Source organism: Paludibacterium flexuosum (genome assembly GCF_037076605.1).
Taxonomy (GTDB): Bacteria; Pseudomonadota; Gammaproteobacteria; order Burkholderiales; family Chromobacteriaceae; genus Paludibacterium.
The window spans coordinates 3,293,873-3,314,323 of sequence record NZ_AP029060.1 but is presented as its reverse complement, the minus strand read 5'-3'; the positions used below and the strand labels follow the sequence as shown (position 1 = coordinate 3,314,323).

The 20,451-nt window shown below is 62.2% G+C and carries 23 protein-coding genes; 15 read left to right on the top strand and 8 right to left on the bottom strand.

Translation table 11 applies throughout. From position 1 onward, the window contains the following. Positions 1 to 15: 15 nt before the first annotated feature. The 14 genes from AACH39_RS15745 (at position 16) to AACH39_RS15680 (ending at position 12,797) form a co-directional block, all read left to right on the top strand. Positions 16 to 540, top strand: a complete 525-nt coding sequence (locus tag AACH39_RS15745) for an HAD family hydrolase (protein ID WP_215777734.1) — start codon at positions 16 to 18, stop codon at positions 538 to 540. Next, positions 537 to 1,103, top strand: coding sequence for an LPS export ABC transporter periplasmic protein LptC (gene lptC / locus AACH39_RS15740; protein WP_338620546.1), 567 nt, complete (start codon positions 537 to 539; stop codon positions 1,101 to 1,103). The genes AACH39_RS15745 and lptC overlap by 4 nt, the downstream gene beginning before the upstream one ends. Beyond that, entirely contained in the window at positions 1,093 to 1,632 is a 540-nt protein-coding gene (gene lptA, locus AACH39_RS15735) for a lipopolysaccharide transport periplasmic protein LptA (RefSeq protein ID WP_215777739.1), read from the top strand. Before lptC ends, lptA begins: the two co-directional genes overlap by 11 nt. Positions 1,633 to 1,634: 2 nt before the next feature. Continuing rightward, entirely contained in the window at positions 1,635 to 2,363 is a 729-nt protein-coding gene (gene lptB / locus AACH39_RS15730; RefSeq protein WP_215777742.1) for an LPS export ABC transporter ATP-binding protein, read from the top strand. Between the two features lie 6 nt (positions 2,364 to 2,369). Next, positions 2,370 to 3,797: an RNA polymerase factor sigma-54 gene (locus tag AACH39_RS15725; RefSeq protein ID WP_215777744.1), complete on the top strand. Its 1,428-nt coding sequence runs from the start codon at positions 2,370 to 2,372 to the stop codon at positions 3,795 to 3,797. A 69-nt stretch (positions 3,798 to 3,866) separates the two neighbouring features. Continuing rightward, positions 3,867 to 4,181 carry a ribosome-associated translation inhibitor RaiA gene (gene raiA, locus AACH39_RS15720; protein WP_215777746.1) on the top strand — a complete coding sequence of 105 codons (315 nt, stop codon included), beginning with the start codon at positions 3,867 to 3,869 and terminating at the stop codon, positions 4,179 to 4,181. Positions 4,182 to 4,281: 100 nt separating this feature from the next. After that, positions 4,282 to 4,743 (top strand): PTS IIA-like nitrogen regulatory protein PtsN, encoded by a 462-nt coding sequence (ptsN, locus tag AACH39_RS15715; protein WP_215777748.1) that lies wholly within the window; start codon positions 4,282 to 4,284, stop codon positions 4,741 to 4,743. Continuing rightward, on the top strand, positions 4,736 to 5,692 hold the full coding sequence (gene hprK, locus AACH39_RS15710) for an HPr(Ser) kinase/phosphatase (protein WP_215777751.1): 957 nt from the start codon (positions 4,736 to 4,738) through the stop codon (positions 5,690 to 5,692). The genes ptsN and hprK overlap by 8 nt, the downstream gene beginning before the upstream one ends. After that, a complete protein-coding gene (gene rapZ / locus AACH39_RS15705) occupies positions 5,673 to 6,518 on the top strand; it encodes an RNase adapter RapZ (RefSeq protein WP_215777754.1) in 846 nt (281 codons plus the stop codon). Before hprK ends, rapZ begins: the two co-directional genes overlap by 20 nt. Positions 6,519 to 6,557: 39 nt before the next feature. Next, entirely contained in the window at positions 6,558 to 7,175 is a 618-nt protein-coding gene (locus AACH39_RS15700) for a flavin prenyltransferase UbiX (RefSeq protein WP_215777757.1), read from the top strand. Then, positions 7,172 to 8,659, top strand: a complete 1,488-nt coding sequence (locus tag AACH39_RS15695) for an NAD(P)H-hydrate dehydratase (RefSeq protein ID WP_338620545.1) — start codon at positions 7,172 to 7,174, stop codon at positions 8,657 to 8,659. The genes AACH39_RS15700 and AACH39_RS15695 overlap by 4 nt, the downstream gene beginning before the upstream one ends. Further along, the gene (locus AACH39_RS15690; protein ID WP_338620544.1) at positions 8,646 to 9,545 is read left to right on the top strand and encodes a DMT family transporter; all 900 of its coding nucleotides are present in this window, start codon (positions 8,646 to 8,648) and stop codon (positions 9,543 to 9,545) included. Before AACH39_RS15695 ends, AACH39_RS15690 begins: the two co-directional genes overlap by 14 nt. Before the next feature lie 106 nt (positions 9,546 to 9,651). Then, positions 9,652 to 11,193 carry an ATP-binding protein gene (locus AACH39_RS15685; RefSeq protein WP_215777764.1) on the top strand — a complete coding sequence of 514 codons (1,542 nt, stop codon included), beginning with the start codon at positions 9,652 to 9,654 and terminating at the stop codon, positions 11,191 to 11,193. Continuing rightward, positions 11,193 to 12,797, top strand: a complete 1,605-nt coding sequence (locus AACH39_RS15680) for a response regulator (protein ID WP_215777766.1) — start codon at positions 11,193 to 11,195, stop codon at positions 12,795 to 12,797. Before AACH39_RS15685 ends, AACH39_RS15680 begins: the two co-directional genes overlap by 1 nt. Positions 12,798 to 12,869: 72 nt before the next feature. Here the strand turns inward: AACH39_RS15680 and AACH39_RS15675 are convergent, their stop codons facing one another. The 8 genes from AACH39_RS15675 to AACH39_RS15640 form a co-directional block, all read right to left on the bottom strand. Next, positions 12,870 to 13,484 carry a hemolysin III family protein gene (locus AACH39_RS15675; protein WP_215777768.1) on the bottom strand — a complete coding sequence of 205 codons (615 nt, stop codon included), beginning with the start codon at positions 13,482 to 13,484 and terminating at the stop codon, positions 12,870 to 12,872. Between the two features lie 172 nt (positions 13,485 to 13,656). Then, positions 13,657 to 14,313 (bottom strand): adenylate kinase, encoded by a 657-nt coding sequence (adk, locus tag AACH39_RS15670; RefSeq protein ID WP_215777770.1) that lies wholly within the window; start codon positions 14,311 to 14,313, stop codon positions 13,657 to 13,659. A 35-nt stretch (positions 14,314 to 14,348) separates the two neighbouring features. Further along, positions 14,349 to 15,104, bottom strand: a complete 756-nt coding sequence (gene kdsB / locus AACH39_RS15665; protein ID WP_215777773.1) for a 3-deoxy-manno-octulosonate cytidylyltransferase — start codon at positions 15,102 to 15,104, stop codon at positions 14,349 to 14,351. Next, positions 15,101 to 15,283 carry a Trm112 family protein gene (locus AACH39_RS15660; RefSeq protein WP_215777775.1) on the bottom strand — a complete coding sequence of 61 codons (183 nt, stop codon included), beginning with the start codon at positions 15,281 to 15,283 and terminating at the stop codon, positions 15,101 to 15,103. Before AACH39_RS15660 ends, kdsB begins: the two co-directional genes overlap by 4 nt. After that, complete coding sequence (lpxK, locus tag AACH39_RS15655) at positions 15,273 to 16,280, bottom strand: tetraacyldisaccharide 4'-kinase (RefSeq protein ID WP_338620543.1); 1,008 nt, start codon at positions 16,278 to 16,280, stop codon at positions 15,273 to 15,275. Before lpxK ends, AACH39_RS15660 begins: the two co-directional genes overlap by 11 nt. Continuing rightward, positions 16,277 to 16,687 (bottom strand): biopolymer transporter ExbD, encoded by a 411-nt coding sequence (locus tag AACH39_RS15650; protein WP_215777779.1) that lies wholly within the window; start codon positions 16,685 to 16,687, stop codon positions 16,277 to 16,279. The genes lpxK and AACH39_RS15650 overlap by 4 nt, the downstream gene beginning before the upstream one ends. Before the next feature lie 3 nt (positions 16,688 to 16,690). Further along, positions 16,691 to 17,302, bottom strand: coding sequence for a MotA/TolQ/ExbB proton channel family protein (locus AACH39_RS15645; RefSeq protein WP_215777782.1), 612 nt, complete (start codon positions 17,300 to 17,302; stop codon positions 16,691 to 16,693). A gap of 22 nt (positions 17,303 to 17,324) precedes the next feature. After that, positions 17,325 to 17,804, bottom strand: coding sequence for a hypothetical protein (locus AACH39_RS15640; protein ID WP_338620542.1), 480 nt, complete (start codon positions 17,802 to 17,804; stop codon positions 17,325 to 17,327). Positions 17,805 to 17,866: 62 nt separating this feature from the next. Here AACH39_RS15640 and ptsP point away from each other — a divergent pair, with 62 nt between their 5' ends. Then, entirely contained in the window at positions 17,867 to 20,404 is a 2,538-nt protein-coding gene (gene ptsP / locus AACH39_RS15635; RefSeq protein WP_215777786.1) for a phosphoenolpyruvate--protein phosphotransferase, read from the top strand. Positions 20,405 to 20,451: the final 47 nt, after the last annotated feature.

Genomic DNA, 20,451 nt, shown 5'->3' with positions numbered 1-20,451 from the left:
AGCCCGAGGAATAACATGCAAGCGACCAATGACCTGGCACGCAATGTCCGTCTGCTGATCATGGATGTGGACGGTGTACTGACCGATGGCACGATTTTCATTACCGCCGCGGGGGAAGAACTCAAGGGGTTCAATACGCTGGATGGCCATGGCCTGAAAATGCTGCAGTCCACCGGCGTCAAACTGGCCCTCATTACCGGCCGCGCCGCAAGCTGTGTCGAGCACCGCGCCCGCGGGCTCGGCATCGATTTTTACTATGCCGGCATTCACGACAAGCGCACGGCTTTCGAGGATTTGCTGGCCAAGGCGGGCGTGCAGCCGGCGCAATGTGCCTATGTGGGCGATGATGTGGTCGACCTGCCGGTCATGCTGCGTGTCGGGCTGGCGATTTCCGTCCCCGAAGCCCCGAGCGTGGTGCGCCAGCACGCCCACTACGTCACCGGCAATCGTGGCGGACGTGGGGCCGTACGCGAAACCTGCGAGCTGATCATGCAGGCCCAGGGCACGCTGGACGACCTGATCGCGGGCTATCTGTCATGAAGAGCGGGCATTGGACACGGTTGTTCCCCGTGGCGCTGGTCGCCCTCACCGCCCTGCTGACGATCTGGCTGGATCAGGTCTCCAAGCTGGGCAGCTTCGGCCATGATCTCGATCCGTCCCAGCCCGAATATGTTGCCGAGAAAATCGACGCGACACGCTTTGATGAGCAAGGGCGCGTCCTGCAGCACATGATTGCCGACAGACTGTGGCAGTACCCCAACCAGCGCGAGCTGTATTTCAATCAGGGCAACATCGCGCTGTTCAAGGATGGACAGCTGGATTACACGCTGATCGCCGACAACGGGCGTTACAATACCGAGTCGCGCGTCGCGTTCCTTGAGCATAAGGCGCATCTGCAGAAACCGGCGGTCGCGGGTCAGCCGCCGATGACGCTGGACAGCTCTGCCATGACCGTCGACACCGTCCGTCACTACGCCAGCTCACCGATGCCGACCACCGTTCACTATGGCAGCAGTGTCGCCAATTCGACGGGTTTCAATTACGACCAAAAGACCGGCATCGTGAACATGCTGTCTTATGCAAAGGCCACTTATGTTCAATAAATCCGCCCTGCTGCTGACACTCCTTGCCCTGGCCACCCCGCTGGCGTTCGCCGAAAAAGCCGACAGCGGCAAGCCGATCCAGATCAGCGCCGACCGCGCCACGCTCGACCAGATCAAGGGCATCACCGAATGGGATGGCGCGGTCGTGGTCATCCAGGGCACCATGCTGATGCATGCCGACCACCTGACGGTCACCCGTGACGCTCAGGGCAATCAGACCATGATCGCCACCGGCAAGCTGGTCACCTTCCGTCAGAAGGCGGATGATACGCCGGAAAAGAAAAATGTCTGGATCGACGGGCAGGCCAAGCGCATCGACTACAGCACGGTCACCCATACCGCCATCCTGACCACCAATGCCCGCGTCAAGAAGGGGGATGACCTGCTGATCGGCGACGTCATCGTCTACAACACCGAAACCCAGGTCTATCAGAGCCAGGGCGGCAGCGGCAATACCGCCAACAAGGGCCGGGTCACCGCCATCATCCAGCCACAAAAGAAAGACGCCAGCAGCGGCGCCGGAAAGTGATCATGACCGATAGCGTATTGACAGTGCAGCGCCTGAAAAAGCGCTACAAGAACCGCACGGTAGTCAAGGATGTCTCGCTGCAGATCAAGAGTGGCGAAGTCGTGGGTTTGCTGGGGCCGAATGGTGCCGGCAAGACCACCAGCTTTTACATGATCGTCGGTCTGGTCGGTGCCGATGACGGTGAAATCACCATCAACGAGCAGTCCATCACCCACATGCCGATCCACCGTCGGGCGCGGCTCGGGCTGGGCTATCTGCCGCAGGAAGCCTCGATCTTCCGCAAGATGACGGTCGACGAAAACATCCGCGCCATTCTGGAGATCACCGGCTTCAAGAAAGACGAACTGGAAAAAGAGCTCGACCTGCTGCTGGATGACCTGAACATCGCCCATCTGCGCAACAGCAATGCCCTGTCGCTGTCCGGCGGCGAGCGGCGCCGGGTGGAAATTGCCCGCGTGCTGGCCACGCGGCCACGCTTCATCCTGCTGGATGAACCCTTTGCCGGGGTCGATCCGATTGCCGTCATCGACATCCAGAAGATCATTTCCTTCCTCAAGGAACGCGGTATCGGCGTACTGATCACCGACCACAACGTGCGAGAAACACTGCGGATCTGCGACCGCGCCTACATCATCAGCGACGGTGCCGTGCTGGCTGCCGGCGAGCCGGAAACACTGGTCAACGACGAGCGGGTGCGCAAAGTCTACCTGGGCGAGCATTTCCATCTGTAAACCATCATGAAGCAAAGCCTCCAGCTCAAAGTCTCCCAGCAGTTGACCCTGACGCCGCAATTGCAGCAGTCGATCAAGCTGCTGCAACTGTCGACGGTCGAACTGCAAGCCGAAGTCGAACGCTATCTGCTGGAAAACCCGCTGCTCGAGCGCGATGAAGACACTCCCGGCGAACCCGGCCTGCCGGAGCGCCCGATGGAAAGCAGCCACAGCGAAGAGGTCCCGAAGCAGCAGGAGCAGGACACGGCGAGCGAACCGGGCATGGAAGCGCTGCAGGACTGGGGCAGCGGCAGCGGGACCGGCAGTGGTGGCAGCTACGACGACGAATTCGACCCCTTTTACAATGTGCCCTGTCATCAGACCCTGCGCGAGCTGTTGCTGTCGCAGCTGGGAGAAATTGACCTGCCGCAGCGCGACCACGCCGTCGTGCAACTGCTGATTGAAGAACTGGATGACGATGGCTACCTGACCACGCCGCTGGCCGAACTGGTGGCCAGTCTGCCCGAAGAGCTGGCCCTGGACGAAGATGAACTGGCCGTCGGCCTGCGCATGCTGCAGCAGTTCGACCCCCCCGGCGTCGGCGCCCGCTCACTGCCCGAATCCCTGCAACTGCAACTGGCCAGATTACCGGCCAGCACCCCCGGCAAATCCCTGGCCGGCGACATCATCGCGCAGCACCTGGCCCTGCTCGGCGCCCGTGACTACACCCGCCTGCGCAAGCTGCTGGGCACCAGCGACGATGCCCTGCGCGAAGCCCAGACCCTGATCGCCCGCCTCAACCCGCGTCCGGCCAGCGGCTTCGACGCGCGCGACACCCATTACGTCACCCCGGACGTCACCGTCAGAAAGCGTAAAGGCCGCTGGGTGGCCGAGCTCAACAGCAGCGCCGTCCCGCAATTGCGCGTCAACCAGATCTACGCCCGCATGCTGTCGGAAAACCGCCAGCAATCCGGCGATCTCGGCAGTCGTCTGCAAGAGGCACGGTGGCTGGTCAAGAACATTCAACAGCGATTTGACACTATCCTGAAAGTGTCGGAAGCTATAGTCGACAAGCAGCAAGCGTTCTTTGAACAAGGCGAAGTGGCCATGCGGCCGATGATCCTGCGCAATATCGCCGATGAGCTCGGGCTGCACGAATCCACCGTCTCCAGAGTCACCACCCAGAAATATCTGCTCTGTCCCCGGGGACTTTTCGAGCTGAAATATTTCTTCGGCAGTGCCCTGGAAACCGACAGTGGCGAAGAATGCTCCGCCACCGCCATCAAGGCACATATCCGCAGGCTGATCGAACAGGAGAACCCATCCAGGCCACTGTCAGACAGCGCCATTGCCGAACAGCTATCCAGCCAGGGAATTCAGGTTGCAAGACGTACCGTTGCCAAGTATCGTGAAGCCATGCAGATAGCGCCGGTCAATCAAAGAAAGGCTCTGTAATCCAACATCCGGCTGTACGGCCGACCCGACCGTGCAGTCATCATGGCAACAAAGTAAGGAGTAAGGGTTATGAACATCAAAGTGACTGGTCTTCACCTCGAGATCACCCCGTCGTTGCGCGACTATATTGATGAGAAGCTCGAGCGCATCAGCCGCCATGTCGACGACCTGATCGATGTCTCCGTTACCCTGTCCGTGGACAAACTGGTCCAGAAAGCCGAGGTCAACGTTCACCTGTCCGGCAAGGACATCCATGTCGAAGCCACCGAGGCCGACATGTACGCCGCCATCGACCTGCTGATGGACAAGCTGGACCGTCAGGTGCTGAAGTTCAAGGAAAAGCAGACCGAGCACCGCGGCGCCCACCCGGAAGCTTCGCTGTAAAGTGACATTCAGTACTGCCGGGAACCTTCGGGTTCCCGTTTTTGTTTGCCAGACTTTTTGACGAAGCCGGTCCGCCCGGCCTCCGATGCCGCCAAACGCTATGAAACAGATCGGTAAGATTCTTTCCCGCGAGCACATCCTGCTCGACCTCGACGTCAGCAGCAAGAAAAGGGTTTTCGAGCAGGTCGGTCTGCTGATGGAAAATACCTGCGGCATCGCCCGCAGCGAGGTGTTCGATTGTCTGTTTGCCCGAGAAAAACTCGGCTCCACCGGCCTGGGTCAGGGGGTTGCCATTCCCCACGGCCGAGCCCAGGGACTCAAGGAAGCCGCGGCCATCTTCATCCGCCTGAAAGCGCCGATTCCTTTCGATGCCCCGGACGGCAAACCGGTACAAAGCCTGTTCGTCCTGCTGGTACCGGAACAGGCCACCGACCTGCACCTGCAGGTCCTGTCCGAGCTGGCGCAACTCTTCTCCAGCCGCCCGTTGCGCGAAAAAATGCTCACCGCCCAAAGCGTGGACGAGCTCTACCAGATTCTTTCCGAGTGGTCGACCCATGCCTAGCATAACCGTGCGCAAGCTTTACCAGGAAAACCAGCAAAAGCTGAATCTCAGCTGGGTTGTCGGGACGGCGGGCGCCGACAACATTATCGGCATCGACGAACAGCGCCCTACGCTGGCGCTGGTCGGCCACCTGAATTTCATCCACCCCAACCGTGTCCAGGTACTGGGCCTCGCCGAGGTCGATTACCTGAACCGACTGGAACAGTCGGCGGCCAAAACCGCCCTCGACCAACTGTTCCACAAGAGCATGTCAGTGGTCATGGTGGCCAATGGCCAGCCGGTACCGAAACTGCTGCGCGACTACTGCCACTCCCACAGCGTGCCGCTGATGTCCACCCCGCTGGAAAGCCCGTACCTGATGGATGTGCTGCGCATCTATCTGGCTCGCGCGCTGGCCGTCTCCACCGTACTGCATGGCGTCTTCCTCGACGTCCTGGAAATCGGCGTACTGATCATGGGCGACTCGGCCATGGGCAAGAGCGAACTGGCCCTGGACCTGATCTCGCGCGGCCACGGCCTGGTGGCCGACGATGCCGTCGAACTCTACCGGATCGGGCCGGAAACCCTGGAAGGACGCTGCCCGCCTCTGCTGCGCGACTTCCTGGAGGTACGCGGGCTGGGCATTCTGAACATCCGCACCATCTTCGGCGAAACCGCCGTACGACCGAAGAAAGTACTGAAACTGATCATCCACCTGGTCAAGGCCAACGATCAGGCCATGCAGGCCCTCGACCGGCTGAACATCCAGTCGGAAACACAGGACATTCTCGGCGTCACGGTGCGCAAGGTCGTCCTGCCGGTGGCGGCCGGTCGCAACCTCGCCGTTCTGGTCGAAGCCGCCGTCCGCAACTACATCCTGCAACTGCGCGGCATCGACAGCACGCGCGAATTCATCGAACGTCACACCAATTTCCTGAAGGATCAGGAACATGCAACTGATATTGATTAGCGGGCAATCCGGTTCGGGAAAATCCATTGCCCTGCGGGCGCTGGAAGACTCGGGTTTCTACTGCGTCGACAACCTGCCCGCCACCATGCTGAGCGAGGCCGTGTCGCTGTATCAGGATTACGGCTTCGAGCAGATCGGCATCAGCGTGGATGTCCGCTCCAGCCCCTCCCTCGGTGCGCTGCCCCATGAAATGCAGAAGCTGCGCGAACAAGGCGTCGATGTGCGCCTGCTGTTCCTTGAAGCGCAGGACGACACCCTGGTCAAACGCTTTTCCGAAACCCGCCGCCGCCACCCGCTGGCCGGCAACGGACTCCTGACCATCAACGAATGCATCCTGGCCGAGAAAGACATGCTGGGCAGCATCCAGGAACTCGGCGCCCGCTTCGACACCACCGACCTCGTTCCCAATGCCCTGCGCAGCTGGGTCAAGGACCTGGTGTCGGCAGACAGCAGCCGCCTGACCCTGGTACTGCAATCCTTCGGCTTCAAGCACGGCGTCCCGCTCGATCTGGACTTCGCCTTTGACGTGCGCTGCCTGCCCAACCCCTACTACAACCCGCAACTGCGGCCGCTGACCGGCAAGGATCAACCCGTCATCGACTTCTTCCTGCAAGAGCCCGCCGTCGCCGAAATGACCGAAGACATCCGCCGCATCATTGCCCGCTGGCTGCCCTGCTTCAACCAGGAAAGCCGCAGCTACCTGACCGTGGCCATCGGCTGTACCGGCGGCCAGCACCGCTCGGTCTACATTGCCGAGCAACTGGCGAAATGCTTCCCTGACCAGCAAATCATGCTTCGCCACCGCCAGTTACAATATGCCGACTAGGGCCGCCGCACGCGGCCCGTTCACCGAACGAGCATCACCATGCGCCAGATTCAAACCATCGCCGTTGCCCTGACCGGCGCCTCGGGCCTGCCCTACGGCCTGCGCCTGATCGACTGCCTGATCGCCGCCGGCGTGCGGGTCTGGGTGCTCTACTCCCAGGCCGCCCAGGTCGTTGCCCAGCAAGAGCTGGGACTCACCCTGCCGGGCCGTCCGGCCGACGCCGAACAATGGTTCATCGAACAAAGCGGCGCCGAACCCGGCCAACTGAAAGTCTTCGGCCGCGAAGAATGGTTTGCCCCGGTGGCCTCGGGCACCAACCCGGCCGATGCCATGGTGGTCTGCCCGTGCTCGATGGGCACCCTGGCGGCCATCGCCCATGGCCTGTCGGACAACCTGATCGAGCGGGCCGCCGATGTCAGCCTCAAGGAAGGCCGCAAACTCATCCTGGTCCCGCGCGAGACCCCCTTCTCGGCCCTGCACCTGGAAAACATGCTCAAGCTGGCCCGCCTCGGCGCGGTCATCCTGCCCCCCAGCCCCGGCTTCTACACCCACCCGAAATCCGTCGACGACATGGTGGACTTCATCGTGGCACGCATCATGGACCAGCTCGGGGTACCGCATAACCTGATCCAGCGCTGGGGTGAAACCCGGCCATGAGCAGCGCCATCTACAGCGGTGCCGCCCTGCGCGCACTGGAACAGCGCGCCGAGACACTGGGCATCGACCTGATGGCCCGCGCCGGCCAGTCTGCCGCCCGGTGGATAGCAGCTCGCTGGCCGACAGGCGCCCACATCCTGCTGGCCGCCGGCCCCGGCAACAATGGCGGCGATGCCCTGGTCTGCGCGACCGCCCTGCTGCACGCCGGATTCCGGGCCGAAGTGCTGCTGCCGGCGGCCCCCAGAACGGCGGCGGCACGCCAGGCACTGGCCGCCTGGCAAGCCGTACAAGGCACGACCCTGGCAGAGCTGCCGGCCGATGCCACCCGCCCCGACCTGCTGGTGGACGGTCTGTTCGGCATCGGCGCAGATCGACCATTCGATCCCTTCTGGTGTGCGCTACTCGATCGACTGCAGGCTCTGCATGTACCGACCCTGGCACTCGACGTACCGACCGGACTCGATGCCTGGCAGGGCACCGCCCGCAACCGGGTGCTGCGCGCCGATGCCACCCTGACCTTCCTCAGTCACAAACCGGGTCTGCTGACCGGTGACGGACCGGACCTGGCCGGCGAAATCTACCTCGACACCCTGCAGCACCCGGGCTGGGCCGGCGAAGCCCCCGAAGGGGCGGTCTATCATCCGGTCGACCTGAGCGCCCTGCTGCGCCCCCACAACAGCCACAAAGGCCGCTTCGGTACCCTCGCCATCGCCGGGGGCGCCGAAGGCATGCTGGGCGCCGCCCTGCTGGCCGGCCGCGCCGCCCTGGCGGCAGGCGCCGGCAAAGTCCTGCTGGCCACCCTGGACGACCGGCTTGCCGTCGACCCGACCGCGCCCGAACTGATGATCCGGCCCGCCGATCCCCTGCCCGACTGTGACGTACTGGTCATCGGTCCCGGACTGGGACAGGATCTGCGCGCGCGGCAACTGCTGCAACAGGCACTCGCCCACCCCGGCCCCCTGCTGCTGGACGCCGATGCCCTCAACCTGCTCGCCGGCGCCAGCGAGCTGCAGAACCAGCTGGCCGAACGACGCTGGCCCAGCCTGATCACCCCGCACCCGGCCGAAGCCGCCCGATTGCTCGAGACCGACACCGCCGCCGTGCAGGCAAACCGCCTGCACACCGTCAGGACGCTGGCCGCCCGACTGAATGCCGTCACCCTGCTCAAGGGAAGCGGCACACTGATCGCCGGCCCCGACGGCTACTACCATGTCAACACCAGCGGCGGGCCGGCCCTGGCCGCAGCCGGTCAGGGTGATGTCCTGAGCGGCCTGATCGGCGCCCTGCTGGCCCAGAAACTCGACCCGTTTGCCGCCGCCTCGCTCGGCGCCTACGTCCACGGCTGCGTGGCAAACCACTACACCCGGCAGCAGGGCGGTCCCATCGGCCTGAGCGCATCGGCCACCGCCACCGCCCTGTCCGCCGAACTCAACCGTCTGCTGCCCCGTCTGCGCACTCTCCCGGGGACCCATGCACAGCCGTGACCAACGCCGCGCCACCCTCGCCGGACTCGGCGCCGTCCTGGCCTGGTCAACCGTCGCCAGCGCCTTCAAGCTGAGCCTGCAGCACCTGACCCCGTCCCAACTGCTGCTGTGGGCCAATCTCGCCTCCCTGCTCTGCCTGCTGGCCATCCTCAGCGTTCAGGGCAGGCTGGGTGAACTGCGCACCAGCTGGCGCGCCCACTGGCAGCGCTCGCTGCTGCTCGGCGCCATCAACCCCTTTGCCTACTATCTGGTGCTGTTCCAGGCCTACGCCCTGCTGCCGGCACAGGAAGCACAGGCCATCAATTACACCTGGGCCCTGACACTGTCGCTTCTCTCCGTCCCCGTCCTCAAACAACGCCTGCGCAGCCAGGACATGCTGGCGGCCCTGGTCTGCTACCTCGGCGTCCTCGCCATCGCCACCCATGGCGACTTACTGTCACTGCACTTCGGCAACCCGCAGGGCGTCATCCTGGCACTGGGATCGACCCTGCTGTGGGCCGGCTACTGGCTGGCCAACACGCGCGACCGCCGTGAGCCGGTGATCGGCCTGACACTCAACTTTGCCTGTGCCCTGCCGCTGATCCTGCTGTGGTGCGCCTGGCGCGGCCAGCTGCAGTGGCCCTCCTGGCAAGGCCTGCTCGGCGGCAGCTATGTCGGTGCCTTCGAAATGGGCTTTACCTTCGTACTATGGCTCTCGGCCCTCAAACGCGCCGTCAATACCGCACGCATCGCCAATCTCATCTTCCTGTCCCCCCTGCTCTCGCTGCTGCTCATCCACCTGCTGGCCGGCGAAGCCATCCTGCCCTCCACCCTGTACGGACTGGCACTGATCCTGTTCGGACTGCTGCTGCAGAAATGGCCTGCGCCCCGTCCGGCCACCGCCTGACCCACCGATCTGCATCGACAATGGCATTAATCAACTATTCATGATTGTGTTTTGCATTTTGCATCCGGCTTATTTACGATGAGAAGGAGTGAGGAAGCCGCCCATCATGATGAAAAGCATCAAGGCTCAACTGACTGTCTGGCTGATCGTCGGCATTACCGTGATCCTATCGGTCATGGGCTACGTCTCTTTCAGCAACAGCAAAGCCCAAGGCGAAGCCGACTATCAGGCTTTGCGCACCGCATTGAAAGAGCGTCTCGCGCTGTCGCTTCCGCACGGCGTCTGGCAGCTGGATGACCAATACATCCAGCTGACACTGGATGCCGAACTGGGCTGGCAATCGCTGATTGCCATCCGTATCAAGGGCGATGCCGGCCTCAACATCGGCCGCATCCGCGACAGCCGCGGCCTGCGCGACATGACCCCCAGCGAAGAACCCGTGGCCGACGATGTCCTGACCATCCCCATCGTCTATCAGGGCAAAGAAAAACTCGGCATTGCCCAGGTCTACCTGTCACGGCGCGACCTGAATGCCCAGCTGCGCAGCCGCCTGACCGAAAGCGTGGTGCAGATCGTCCTGCTCGACTTCCTCATCCTGATCATGATGAGCTACGCCCTGCGCCATTTCGTCTTCCACCCGCTGAAAGACCTGCAAGACGCCCTGGACCTGGCCGCCAGCAGCTCCGACCTCGAATCCGCCACCATCACAGTCAACCAGAAAAACGAATTCGGCGATGTCATGCACAGCTTCAACCGCATCGTCGAACGGATCATGGATGATCTGAAAATGCGGACACAGGCCGAAGCCATTGCCCGCGAAGAAAAAGAAAAAGCCCAGGATGCCTATCGCCGCCTGGTGCAGACCCAGCAAACCCTGGTCGAATCGGAAAAACTCGCCTCCCTCGGCGGCCTGGTCGCCGGTGTCGCCCACGAAATCAACACCCCGGTCGGCATCTCGCTCACCGCCGCCTCACACCTGGCCGCCATCACTCAGCAACTCAACAGCGAACTGGAAGCCGGCGCCATCAAGAAGAGCGACTTCCAGAACTACCTGTCGACCGCCAAGGAAAGCTGTGACCTGATCCTGTCCAACGCCGAACGCGCGGCCAACCTGATCCACAGCTTCAAGCAGGTGGCCGTCGACCAGACCAGCGAGGCACGGCGCGACTTCCAGCTGGAAGACTATCTGCACGAAATCATCACCAGCCTGCGCCCCAAGTTCAAGCGCACCCAGATCGACATCCAGGTCGACTGCGAAGCGGATCTGCTGATGGACAGCTATCCCGGCGCCCTGTCGCAAGTCATGACCAACTTACTGGTCAATGCCGCCACCCATGCCTTTGAAGAAGGCCAGGAAGGACGCATCGACATTCACGCCCACCGCCTGGAAAACGGCTATCTGGCCCTGTCCGTGCGGGACAACGGCAAAGGCATTGCACCGGAAAACATGGGCAAGATCTTCCAGCCCTTCTTCACCACCCGCCGCGGCAGCGGGGGCAGCGGGCTGGGTCTGCATATCGTCTACAACATTGTGCGGCAGCGCCTGGGCGGGAGCATCGACGTCTCCAGCGTGCTCGGCGAAGGGACCACCTTCTCGATCACCCTGCCGTGCATTGCGCCTGAAATTGCGCCCAAGGAGGGCAGCTGATGGTCGACAAGAACAAACATCAAGACGAAGAAAACTGGCTACTGGACGATGATCACGTCGAGGTCAGCGAAGACCCCTTGTCGCCGCCGAAACGGCCGTGGAAGGTCCTGATCGTCGATGATGAAAAAGACGTGCATACCGCCACCCGCCTGGCCATCCAGGACATCCGCTTCAAAGACAAGGGGCTGATGCTGCTATACGCCTCCTCCGCCGACGAAGGCTTCCGGGTCATCGCCGAACATCCGGATACCGCGCTGATCCTGCTCGACGTCGTCATGGAGACCGACGATGCCGGCCTGAAGCTGGTGCACCGCATCCGCAGCGAACTGAACAACCAGACCGTGCGCATCGTGCTGCGTACCGGCCAGCCCGGCCAGGCCCCCGAACAGGAAGTCATCCTCGATTACGACATCAACGACTACAAGACCAAGACCGAGCTGACGGTACAGAAACTGTTCACCACCGTCATTGCCTCCCTGCGCGCGCACGAAAACCTGCTGACCATCGAGAAAAACCGCCAGGGACTGGCCAAGATCCTCGAAGGCGCCGGCGATCTCTACCAGCTGCATTCACTGAAAGAATTTGCCTCCGGCGTGCTCAAGCAAGTCAGCACCCTGCTTGATGTCGGCATGGATGGCATCCTGTGCGTGGAAAATGGCAGCCAGACCAACGGCCGGCTGGCCGTCGAAGTCATCGCCGCCACCGGCTCCTACGAGCACCTGACCCACACCAGCGATTTCAGCGCCCTGCCAGAACTGGCCGCCGCCATTCACGAGGCACTGAAACAGAAAAAGAGCATGTACCACCACCCGTATGACGTGCTCTACATCACCTCGCAGAACAACCGCGAGTTCGTGGTCCATTTCAGCCCGCCCTGGCCACTGGAAGACGTCGAGCGCAACCTGCTGGAAGTCTTCTGCCAGCGCATCTCGGCGGCCTACGACAACCTCTACCTCTACAACCAGCTGCGCAAATCCCAGGAAGCCACCGTCGTGGCCCTGGCTGACCTGGCCGAATACCGCGACTCCGACACCGGCCAGCACGTGCTGCGCGTGCAGCGCCTGACCGACGCCCTGGCGCAGGAACTCAAGCGCATGCAAGTCTATGCCACCGACCTGAGTGGCGAGTTCATGGAAATGATCGGCATGGCCAGCATCCTGCACGATGTCGGCAAAGTCGGCACACCCGATCACATCCTGTTCAAGCCAGGCAAACTGGACCCGGACGAACGCACCATCATGGAACAGCACGCCACCATCGGCGCGCAGATCCTGCACAAATCCAGCCTGATGGTCGAAGGCAAAAGCTATCTGTCCTTCGGCAGCGAGATTGCCGGCGGCCACCACGAACACTACGACGGTCGAGGCTACCCGCAGCGCAAGCAGGGCGAGGAAATCCCGCTGTCAGCGCGCATCGTGGCCGTGGTCGATGTCTTTGATGCCTTGCTGCACAAACGGCCGTACAAAGAACCCTGGACCCTGAGCGAGACCATGGACTACATCCGCCAGCGCGCCGGCAGCCAGTTCGACCCCCATGTCGTCACCGCCCTGTCGACCCTGGTCGCCGAACAGCGCGTGCCATTCGAAGTACCGCGCCCCGAGTAAGCCCCCCGGCCGGCCGGACAAAAAAAATGCATCGCCGTGGCGATGCATTTTTCTTTGCGACAGTGACAGGCTTCAGACGTACCACATGACGCAGACAAACTGGCAGACACTGCCGGCCAGCACAAACAGATGCCAGATCCCGTGCCCGTGGCGGATCTTCTCATCATTCAGAAACCAATAAATCCCCACGCTGTAGAACAGGCCGCCCAGCGCCAGCCAGATCAGACCCGGCAGGGCCAGCGTCGTCACCAGCGGCTTGATGGCAATCAGCACCATCCAGCCCATCAGCACATACAAAATCATCGACAACAGCCGGGTACGACGACCAATGGTCAACTCCTGCACAATGCCGAACAGCGCCAGCCCCCAGCTCAGACCAAACAGCGTCCAGCCCCATGCCCCACGCAGTGTGACCAGGGCAAACGGGGTGTAACTGCCGGCAATCAGCAGATAAATCGCCGAGTGATCGCACTTCTGCAAAATCGCCTTGGCCCGGCCCCGAACGCTGTGATACAGCGTCGACACCAGATACAAAATCACCAGCGTGGCGCCATACAGGCTGAAACTGACCACCTTCCAGGGGTCGCCCTCGATCCCCGCGCGCGTGACCAGCACGGCCAGACCGGTGATCGCCAGCAGCGTACCGATCAAATGGGAGATGCCGTTAAAGCGTTCTCCTTGATACATGCCATTCTCCAGAACCGACGTTCAAATTACCTTGCGGCAAGTGTACAGATTAACGCAGGCCCTGTGCGAAATCTCTGAGAATTATCAGGAGGTGATTGATTTCTAATGAAATCACACCACGCCGGCCGGCACGGCAGGCCCAAAAAAAACCGCCTTGCGGCGGTTTTCTTCATCAGGCGCCAAGCGCCTTCAGCACCTCATCCCGCACGGCCTCGACCGCACGCGTGCCATCCACCCGCACATACTTCGGCGCCTTGGCATCACCGGCAGCCGCCTGCTGCGAATAGTAGGACACCAGCACTTCCGTTTGCTCGTGATAAACCTGCAAGCGCTTCTTGACGGTCTCTTCCTTGTCGTCATCGCGCTGAATCAGCGGCTCGCCGGTCAGATCATCCAGCCCATCCTGCCTAGGCGGATTGAACTTCACGTGATAGGTACGACCGGACGCCACATGCACGCGGCGGCCCGACATACGGTCCACGATCAGCGCATCAGGCACATCGATCTCGACCACGAAATCAATATCGACCCCCGCCTGCTTCATCGCTTCCGCCTGCGGAATCGTGCGCGGGAAACCGTCAAACAGGAAACCATTGGCGCAATCCGCCTCGGCAATGCGCTCCTTGACCAGGCCGATGATGATGTCGTCACGCACCAGGCCACCCTCGTCCATGATCTTCTTGGCCGCCAGGCCCAGCTCGGTACCGGCCTTGACGGCGGCACGCAGCATATCACCGGTGGAAATCTGCGGAATGCCGAACTTCTCCTTGATGAAGTTGGCCTGGGTACCCTTGCCGGCGCCCGGGGCGCCCAACAGAATCAGTCTCATCTCATTACTCCAGGATTGAATGGGTTATTGTCGGTTCAGATGAATAGTTGGCGGACACGCGCCAGATCTTCCGGCGTATCGACCCCCGGCGCAGGCGCGGCGTCCACCGTCGCCACGGCAATCGGATAGCCATACCACAGCGCACGCAGTTGCTCGAGCGCCTCGAAGGTTTCCAGCGGTGCCGGCGCCAGCCGCGCATAAGTCCGCAAAAAACCGGCACGATAGGCATACATGCCGATATGACGCAAAACCGGCAAACCGTCCGGCAGGCTGTCACGCCCGGCCGCAAAAGCATCGCGCGCAAACGGAATCGGCGCCCGGCTGAAATACAGCGCCCGGCCGTGACTGTCCACCACGGCCTTGACCACATTCGGATTAAACATCTCGGCCGCATCGGCAATCGGATGCGCCAGCGTCGCCATCGGCAGTGCCGCATCATCCAGCAGACCCGCCAGCCGGTTGATCAGCGCCGGATCAATCAGCGGCTCATCACCCTGAACATTCACCAGCACTGCGTCATCCGCCAGCGCCAGCTGTTCCGCCACCTCGGCCAGCCGATCCGTCCCGGAGGCATGATCCGCGCGCGTCATCACCACCTCAATGCCGTGCGCCCGGCAAGCCGCCTGCACATCCGCATGATCCGTCGCCACCAGCACTCGCGTGGCCTCACTCTGCAGCGCCTGACGCGCCACACGCACCACCATCGGCACACCCGCAATATCGGCCAGCGGCTTACCCGGCAGACGGCTGGAAGCCATGCGCGCCGGAATCACCACGACAAAGCCGGTCATTCGACCTCTTCCTCCGGCGCCAGCTCACGCGCCTCTTCCTCCAGCATCAGCGGAATACCGTCACGGATAGGAAAAGCCAGGCGATCGCCCTTGCAGACCAGCTCCTGCTGCGATTTGACCAGCACCAGCGGCCCCTTGCACACCGGGCACACCAGGATATCGAGAAATTTAGCGTCCATTCATTGCCTTCTGTCTTGCCAGTATCCACGCGGCCAGATCCGGCTCAAGATGAGCCTCGACCGGCAGAACCCACAGTTTATCATGATTGAGGTGTCTCATCTTGACAGCATCCTTGCTTGTCATGATGACAGCATCAGCGTCCGTCGGCAGATCCGCCTGGGTGAACACATGATGATCGGGAAACACCAGCTCGCGCTCAGCAACAATCCCCACCTCGCGCAGCGAGGCAAAGAAACGCCAGGGATTACCGATACCCGCCAGCGCCACCACCTTGCGACCGGCGAAATCCGCCGCCGTGGCCAGCCTGCCCGGCTCGGCCACGGCATACAGCGCCCCGGGCGCCAGCGACATGGCAAAACAGGGCAAGTGCGCCGGCAGCGAAATCCGCCCCTGCTGCCGGCCGTTGATCACCAGCGCATCCACCTGCTGCAGACGCCGCAGCGGCTCACGCAACGGCCCGTTGGGCAACAGATGACGCTGGCCGAAACCCCGCGCTCCGTCCACCACCACAACTTCCAGATCACGCGCCAGACGATAATGCTGCAAACCATCGTCAGTCAGAATCAGTTGCACGTCCGGATGCGCCGCCAGCAAGGCACGCCCGGCCGCCACCCGGTCCCGGCCCACAAAAACCGGCACCCCGGCGGCGGCCAGCAAGATCGGCTCATCCCCCACCTGCGCCGGGTCACTGTCGGGCAACACCGCCGTCGGCTGACGGTGCTGACCGCCATAACCGCGACTGATCACCCCGACCCGCACGCCCTGCTGCCGCAGCGAATGCAGCAGCGCCAGCGTCAGCGGCGTCTTGCCGACCCCGCCCACATGAATATTGCCGATCACCACCACCGGCACCGGCAAACGCTCGCTGGCCAGCCAGCCATAACGAAAAGCCGCACGGCGCAGGGCAGCCAGTGCGGCAAACAACCATTCCAGCGGGGTCAGCAATACAGTCAGCCAGAGGCGCGGCTGCTGCCAGTGCCGTTCGATCAGGCTCACTGAGCGGGCACCTGGGTAGCAAAAGTCAGCCGGGTCAGACCGGCACTGCGTGCCGCCTCCATCACACTGACCACCGACTGATGCGACGCCTTGCCATCCGCATTAATGATCACCACGCTATCCGGCTTGGCCTGCTGCAGCGCCGCCAGCAGACCCTTCTCGTCCCCGGCCGCCAGTGCATGCTGATCAACCGACATGCGGCCATCGGCCGCTATGCTCACCTGTACGGTCAGCGGCTTGTCCTTGGCGACATCCCCCTGTCCGACCGGCAGATTGACCTGCATCTCGGCGTAATGCTGATAACTGGTCGTGACCATCAGGAAAATCAGGATCACCAGCAACACGTCAATCAACGGAATCAAATTGATTTCCGGCTCATCGCGATGATGCCCTCGACGGAAATTCATGGCTTACCCCTGGCGGCGTTCGCCGTGAATCACTTCCACCAGCCGGACCGCCTGGGACTCCATCTCCACCAGCAAGGCATCCACCTTGGCGCGGAAATGCCGGTAAAACATCATGCTGGGAATCGCCACAATCAGACCGAAGGCCGTGTTATAGAGCGCCACGGAAATCCCGTGCGCCAGAACGTGCGGATTGGTGCCGGCCGGGGTCTGCGAACCGAACAGTTCAATCATCCCCACCACGGTACCAAGCAGACCCAGCAACGGGGCCATGGCGGCGATCGACCCCAAAGTGGTTAAAAATCGTTCGAGTTGGAACAATACAATCCGCCCCTCATCTTCAATCGCTTCTTTCATCACCTCGCGGCTGACATCGGCATTGCGAATGCCGGCATCCAGAATCCGGCCCAGCGGCGAGGCCTGCGCAATACGCCGCAGCGCGGCACTGTCCGCCCCGTTGCGACGGTACTCCTCCAGCGTCTGAGCCAGCAGACCGGCAGGCGCCACCAGGCTCTGACGCAGGGAGTAAAGGCGTTCGAGAATAATGGCCAGCGAAACCACCGAGGCAACCACAATTGTCCAGATCGGCCAACCGGCCGCTTCAATGATTGACCACACGAGTCATTCTCCAGAATCCGCGCTATAAAGCAGAGACTTTATCCGTTTCACACACCGCAGGGCAATACGCATACCCGCAAGCGGTAAAACACCATTTTAAACTAACTGTTAAATAACGCCCGTAAAAAATGATCCGGGCATGGCCATCCCGGTCAGGGCCAGATTCATCACCGACAAATTGTTGTAGCAATACTACAGTAAGAGAATGGCCAGAACAGACGCATCCCTGCAGAAGGAGGCATCCGATGGAAAGAGGGCGGCGCCTGCCATTGCCTAGCATCACGTAACCATTAGCAAATACTGGTCTTATCGACGTGCGAGGCGCGCCATGTAGCGATGTTACATGACGCAAGTATTTTATTCCGCCTTGGCAAGTACCGACTCGGTTGATCCAAATCAATGGATTTTGATTACAAATGAGAATATTCTCTGACTCGCCGACGGCATTTCCGACTGCAATGCAGGTTGGCACCACACGGATATCTTCAATCTTGTTTTGCATGCCAGGGTCACATCAGGCGCATCGCCTCCGAAGAGACCGTGGCAAGCCGAGAGGTTTTCAATATGGGTACTTCTGAACTGCATCAGGAACTGGTCCTGAATGCCCCCCTTTCCGGCATGCTGCTGCCCCTGAGCGCGGTACCTGATCCGGTTTTCGCAGAAAAAATGATCGGCGACGGCATTGCCATCTCGCCGGCCAGCAACATGCTGCGCGCACCCTGCGCCGGCACCGTCACCCACATTCACTCGGCACGACATGCGCTGACCCTGACCTCCGACGACGGCATCGAAATCCTGATGCACATCGGCCTGGACACCGTCGACCTCAAGGGCCAGGGCTTCACCGCCCGCGTCAGCCAGGGCGACCACGTCAATGCCGGTGACGCACTAATCGAATTCGACGATGCCTTCCTGGCCACCCATGCCCGCAGCCTGATCACCCCGATCATCATCCTGACCGGCGACAAGGTTGCCGCCATGGACAGCGCCAGCGGCCATGTCGTCGCCGGCCGCGACCGCATCCTGACCCTGAGCCGCACCGGCGAGTTCTCCAGCCGCCTGGCCGACAGCGAAGCACGCGCCAGCGTCGAGTCCCCGTCCATCACCGTCGTCGGCCGCGCCGGCCTGCACGCCCGCCCCTGTGCCGTGCTCGCCCATGCCGCCAAGCAATTCCAGTCCGACATCAAGCTGATCTGCGGCAACGAACAGGCCAACGCCAAGAGCGTCGTCGCCCTGCTCGGTCTGAACGTGCGCCACGGCGACGTCGTCCGCCTGATCGCCGAAGGTGAAGATGCCCAGGCCGCCATCGAAAAGCTGACCCTGCTGGCCGCCGGCGACGCCCATGAGGCCGCACCGGAAACCCAGACACCACAGGCAGAAGCCCCGCAGGAAGAAGTCGGCGAACGCGACCCCAACCTGCTGCGCGGCGTCGGTGCCTCGGCCGGCATCGCCGTCGGCCAGGCCTTCATCCTCAACCACCAGCAAATCACCCTGACCGAAAACGGCACCGGTGAAAGCCAGGAGCGCGAAGCCCTGCAAAACGCGCTGACCGAAGCCCATACCCAGCTGGAACAACTCAAGTACCAGACCCACGGCAAGACCAGCAGCGGCCGCGCCGAAATCTTCGCCGCCCACCAGGAACTGCTGGAAGACCCGGACCTGCTGGACATGGTGTTCAGCGGCATCAGCAATGGCAAGAGCGCCGCCTTTGCCTGGAAACAAGCCTTCACCCTGCATGCAGAACGCCTGTCGCATCTGCCCAACCCGTTGCTGGCCGCCCGCGCCAACGACCTGCGCGACGTCGGCCTGCGAGTGCTGCAGATCCTGACCGGCAGCCGCATGACCGCACCGGAACTGCCGGCCAACACCATCCTGATCGCCGAAGACCTGACCCCGTCCCTGACCGTCAGCCTCGACCGCAGCAAGGTACTGGCCTTCTGTACCAGCGGCGGCAGCTCCACCAGCCACGTGGCCATCCTGGCCCGCTCGCTCGACATCCCGGCCGTCGTCGGCATCGACCGCGAGGCCCTGCAAATTGCCGACGGCACCCCGGTCATCCTGGATGGCAGCCGCGGTACCCTGCGCATCAACCCGACCGTGGAAGAACTGTCCAGCATCCGCTCGCAGCAGCAGCGCCAGGCGGAACAGCGCGAAGCCGACCTGGAAAACGCCGCCCAGCCGGCCCTGACCTCCGACGGCCACCGCGTGGAAGTCGTGGCCAACATCGGCGGCCTGCAGGATGCCGAAAAGGGCATGGAAAAAGGCGCGGAAGGCGTGGGCCTGCTGCGCTCCGAGTTCCTGTTCCTGCAGCGCGAAGATGCCCCGGGCGAAGCCGAACAGGCCGACTCCTACATGAGCATCGCCCGTGCCGTCGGCCACAACCGCCCGCTGGTGATCCGCACCCTGGACGTCGGTGGTGACAAGCCGCTGGCCTACCTGCCGATGCCGGCAGAAGAAAACCCCTTCCTGGGCGTGCGCGGCGTACGCCTGACGCTGGCCCAGCCGGACATCATGCGCAGCCAGCTGCGCGCCATCCTGCGCGCCGCGCCCTACGCCAAGCTGTGCATCATGTTCCCGATGATCGCCACCCTCGACGAGCTGCGCGAATGCAAGGCCATGGTCGAGGAAGAGCGCCAGGCGCTCAACGTACCGCCGGTACAGGTGGGCGTCATGATTGAAGTTCCGTCGGCCGCCATCATGGCCGAACAGTTCGCCCGTGAAGTCGATTTCTTCTCGATCGGCACCAACGACCTCACCCAGTACGTGCTTGCGATGGACCGCAACCACCCGGGCGTGGGGCGTCAGGCGGACGCATTGAATCCAGCCGTGCTGCAGTTGATGGCAAGCACGGTGCAGGCTGCACATCGCCACGGCAAATGGGTCGGGGTATGTGGCGGTCTGGCATCCGACCCGCTGGCCGTACCGGTGCTGGTGGGGATGGGGGTGGATGAATTGTCGGTCTCCGTACCGTCGATTCCTGAAATCAAGGCACTGGTGCGCAAGTTCAGCAAAACCGAATGCGAGGCACTGGCAGCCGAGGTCTTGACGCTGTCCACCGCGTCAGAAGTTCGCGCTCGTTTGACCCAGGCAATCAAGGAATAACGCCGCGGGCAAAGGTTACACGACACAACGAAAAGGGGTAGTAGATC